Here is a 4,568-nt window from a genome sequence, read left to right on the forward strand (position 1 = left end):
AAACTATTTTAATACTTTTTTGAATCCGTCAATGCGTAAGTCCTATCTATTGTTCATTTGAAGATATTGGAAAGATATAACGCACTTTTTAGTGTTGAACGTTATGTAACAACAATCACCATGGATGTAAAGGAAAAAATAAGATGCAATGGTTTAAAACACTCCTACTGGCGACAGGTATTATTGCTGCGGTATCTGCGGGCGCTCAGGCAAAACAGACCATTTGTGTATTTGACATTGTCGGTAAAAGTGGCGATGTCTATGCACTGATGAAAGACTATCAGCTTGCCGCAAAAACCTGGGGTGCGGACATTGAGTTGAAAGTAGGCACCAATGAAGCGGTGATAGCGGAAGATTTCAAGGCAGGTAAATGTGATGGGGTTAGTATCACAGGCATGCGTGGTCGCCAGTTTAACCAGTTTACAGGCTCATTGGATGCGATTGGTGCGATCACAGACCTAAAACTTGCGGTAAAAGTGATGCAGGGATTGGCAAGCCCAGCATTTGCCAAGGCCATGGTGAATGGCAAATATGAGGTTGTGGGCGTGATTCCGATTGGGGATACTTATCTGCTGGTTAATGACCGTAATATCAATACTGTCGCCAAAGCGGCAGGTAAGAAAATCGCTGTTCTGGACTATGATGAAGCGCAAAAAATTATGGCTTCTCAGGTGGGTGCCCAGGCGGTTAGTTCTGACATCACCAACTTTGGTGCGAAATTCAACAATGGTCAGGTTGATATCATTGGTGCGCCAGCAGCAGCATTTAAGCCTTTAGAACTTCACAAAGGTCTGGGTACTAAGGGTGCAATTGTCAATTACCCAATCTTGCAGGTGACGGGTAACCTGATTATTCATCCTGAGAAATTCCCTGCTGGTTTTGGTCAAAAATCAAGAGAATGGGTCAAGGGACAGTTACCACGTGCTTTTGGCATACTTGGCAAGATGAAAGCGGATATTCCACAAAAATACTGGATGGAAGTTCCTGCGGCTGACAAGCCTGGCTACCAAAAGCTGATGCGTGAAGCGCGTATCAACCTGACTGCAAAAGGTATTTATGACAAGCGTATGATGAAATTGTTATGGCAATTCCGCTGTCGTGAGGATGCCAAGAACTTTGAGTGTGCGCTACAAGATGAAAACTATAAATAATCTTGTAAAAAGTCTTTAAACTCCCTTTAAACTTCAAATACAGACCCGATATTGGGTATGCTATACTAAATATCGGGTCTTTTATTTTTTTAAAGACATATTGAAGTCTGAGGAACATCATCATGAACGCCCAAGCTCTTGAATTGTCAGATAATGCTGCCAAAAAAGTTCGCCAGTTACGCGAGAGTGAGGGGAATAACGATCTCATGTTGCGTGTTTATGTCACAGGTGGAGGGTGTTCTGGATTCTCCTATGGCTTTAATTTTGCTGAAAGTGTCAATGAAGATGATGCTGAATTCAGCAATGGTGATGTAAAAATGTTGGTTGATTCCCTGAGCTATCAATACTTGGTTGGTTCAGTGGTTGACTATCTTGAAGGATTGGAAGGTTCTCGTTTTGTGGTCCAAAACCCGAATGCCACCACGACCTGTGGCTGTGGTTCATCTTTCTCGATTTAATAGAATATAAATATAAAAAGGCTTCTCAATTCGATAAGCCTTTTTTATTGCTTTAACCTTAAACAGCAGTGATGGTTCCCAGGATACGATCACCTGACGCGCCTGTCACAGTGGGTAAATTGCCAGTGAGTTGCTGAACAAAACGCATGGCCAACCATGCAAAAGCAGTTGCCTCCACCCAGGTTGGTGCCAGCCCTAAAGCATCAGTGGTTTGTACAGACCAATTATGCTTGCGTAAACGCCAGCGTAACTGTTCCAGTAAATGTGAGTTGTAGGCTCCGCCACCGCAGACATAGATTTCACCTGTAGGCATCAGCTCCTTGCTGCGGTAAATCGCTTTCTTAATGGCCCGTGTTGTCAGTTTCATCAGTGTGGCCTGCACATTCTCAGGTGTATCTTCCAGTTCGTCATATTCCAGATCATTGCGCCAATCGCTGAGCTGCTCATCCAGCCATTCGAGGTTAAAATCTTCACGACCTGTGCTTTTCGGTGGCTCTTTGGCAAAAAATTCATGATTCTGTAAACGATCCAATAAAGAACGAATGGGATTGCCATAGGCCGCCCAGTCACCATTTTCATCGTATGGATGCCCCGTATGACGATGACACCATGCATCCATCAGGATATTGGCTGGACCTGTATCAAAACCATAGACGCCGTTTAGGTTATTGGCAGGCAACATACTGACATTGGCAATGCCACCCAGATTCAAAATCACCCGATGGATACTGTTATGCTGAAACAGTGCCTGATGAAATGCGGGAACCAAAGGCGCACCCTGTCCACCTGCCGCCATATCACGACGACGGAAATCAGAAACGACAGGAAGTTGCGTGATCTCAGTGATGATGTTGGGATCGCCAATTTGCAGGGTAAAGCCATGTTCAGGGCGGTGGCGAATGGTTTGCCCATGTGAACCAATCGCCTTAATTTGAGTGCGGTCTAAATTATTCTTTTCAATCAGTTCATTGATACCCTGACCAATCATTTGCGCCAGCGCCACATCCGCCTTGCCCATGCGGTCAATTTCATTGTCATCAGGCAAGGTCAGTGCCATCAGCTCATCACGTAGCTCAGGTTCAAAAGGCACAGTCAGCGTGGCGTGTAGCGTGAGCGGCCCAAATGAAGCTGCGATAATATCCACACCATCCATGCTTGTGCCTGTCATTACACCAATATAGATTGCGTTCACCGCAACTTCTCCCTGCAACACGCTGAAAAAATGTTAGTATATCGCACAAATTGAATAACTGATGTGTTTAGGTTTTGTGATGTCAAATTTCTTGCCCGCCGAAGAACAGCTTGCTCTCATTCAACGAGGCACGCACGAAATTATTTCTGAAGAAGATTTACTGAAAAAACTCAAGGAAAATCGCCCCCTCCGTGTGAAAGCAGGTTTTGACCCAACGGCTCCTGACCTACATTTGGGACATACGGTCCTGATTAATAAACTCAAAACATTCCAGGATCTGGGACATGAGGTTTATTTCCTGATTGGTGACTACACCGCAATGATCGGCGACCCAACAGGTAAGAGTGCAACGCGCCCGCCGTTATCGCGTGAACAGGTTGAAGCCAATGCCAAAACCTATCAGGAACAGGTATTTAAAATTCTTGATCCAAATAAAACCAAGGTTGTCTTTAACTCAGAATGGTTCAACCAGAAGTCAGCTGCGGACCTGATTCAATTGGCAAGCCAGCAAACTGTTTCACGTATGATGGAGCGTGATGACTTTACCAAGCGCTATAGCAACCACCAACCGATTGCGATCCATGAGTTCCTTTATCCATTGGTACAAGGTTATGACTCGATTGCGCTTGAAGCAGATGTTGAGTTAGGTGGAACAGACCAAACCTTTAACCTGCTGATGGGACGTACTTTACAGGGCCGCTACGGTCAGGAATCACAGGTGTGCATTACCGTACCGATTCTTGAAGGTTTGGATGGTGTCAATAAAATGTCTAAGTCTTTAGGCAACTATATTGGTGTGTTTGATACCCCAGGCGCGATGTACCAAAAAATCCTGTCTATGCCAGATAGCCTGATTGAACGTTACTTTGATCTACTGAGCTTTAAGTCACTTGATGAAATCAAAGTCTTGCTAGATGAAATGGCGGCAGGACGTAATCCACAGGAGATTAAGCGTATTTTGGCACTTGAGCTAGTGGAGCGTTTCCATGATGCAGAAGCCGCAGAAAATGCACATAAGAGCGCGGGTAACCGTGTCACAGAAGGCGAAGTACCTGAAGATACACCAGAAGTGACCATTTCCCGTGCTGAGTTTGGCGGTGAATTGTTCATTGCAACCATTCTTCGCGTCGCAGGTTTAAATCCGAATGCAGCTGCTGCAAAAGATGCCGTGGGTCGTGGTGCGGTTAAAGTTGACTGGAATGTGGTTGATATGAGCTTCTCTGTAAAAGAGAATGTCACTTTAATCATTCAATCGGGTAAAAAAGCCATTGCACGAGTGACTTTCATTGACTAAATCCAAATAAAAATAATAAAAAGCAGGCCATGAGCCTGCTTTTTATACATAAATAGATGATAAAAACGCCGAAAACATCAGTTTTGTAGAAAAAAGAAACATGCAAAAGAAAATAATAAAAAACAGGGTTGCATCCATTCTGAAATGCTGTAGAATGCCCACTCATCGGCGGTGTTAAAGATAAAAACTTGTTGATAAACAAGGATTTGGCTAAGGTAGTTAGATTCTTGGGTTAGTTGATAAGTTTTAAAAATATCTAAATTGCCTGTTGACTTTAAAGAGATTTAGGGTAACATAGCCGACCTAGCTTGATGATGACGAATCATTGAGAAGATCATTAAGAGAATAGAAGAACAACTTGTGTGGATTTTTACTGATTGATCGATCGAAAATATTTCATTGATTGAATGGTAGAAATTTCTCGAAGTTTATTTGAGCGAATTTTTAGTCAGAAAATTGATGAGCCAAGATTT

General features: G+C 43.5%; 4 protein-coding genes. 3 read left to right on the plus strand and 1 reads right to left on the minus strand.

Annotated features, from left to right (window positions below; all coding sequences use genetic code 11):
* The first annotated feature begins 143 nt into the window (after window positions 1–143).
* Both F988_RS14120 and erpA read left to right on the plus strand, forming a co-directional pair.
* Entirely contained in the window at window positions 144–1,151 is a 1,008-nt protein-coding gene (locus tag F988_RS14120; protein ID WP_004683904.1) for a putative solute-binding protein, read from the plus strand.
* Between the two features lie 122 nt (window positions 1,152–1,273).
* Complete coding sequence (gene erpA, locus F988_RS14125) at window positions 1,274–1,609, plus strand: iron-sulfur cluster insertion protein ErpA (protein ID WP_004675453.1); 336 nt, start codon at window positions 1,274–1,276, stop codon at window positions 1,607–1,609.
* A 58-nt stretch (window positions 1,610–1,667) separates the two neighbouring features.
* On the opposite strand, the gene F988_RS14130 is transcribed toward erpA, so the two are convergent.
* Complete coding sequence (locus tag F988_RS14130) at window positions 1,668–2,801, minus strand: anhydro-N-acetylmuramic acid kinase (RefSeq protein WP_004683907.1); 1,134 nt, start codon at window positions 2,799–2,801, stop codon at window positions 1,668–1,670.
* A gap of 61 nt (window positions 2,802–2,862) precedes the next feature.
* On the opposite strand from F988_RS14130, the gene tyrS reads away from it, so the two are divergent.
* Window positions 2,863–4,095 carry a tyrosine--tRNA ligase gene (gene tyrS, locus F988_RS14135; protein ID WP_010589559.1) on the plus strand — a complete coding sequence of 411 codons (1,233 nt, stop codon included), beginning with the start codon at window positions 2,863–2,865 and terminating at the stop codon, window positions 4,093–4,095.
* Window positions 4,096–4,568 lie beyond the last annotated feature (473 nt).

The sequence above is a fragment of the Acinetobacter parvus DSM 16617 = CIP 108168 genome (genome assembly GCF_000368025.1).
Taxonomy (GTDB): domain Bacteria; phylum Pseudomonadota; class Gammaproteobacteria; order Pseudomonadales; family Moraxellaceae; genus Acinetobacter; species Acinetobacter parvus.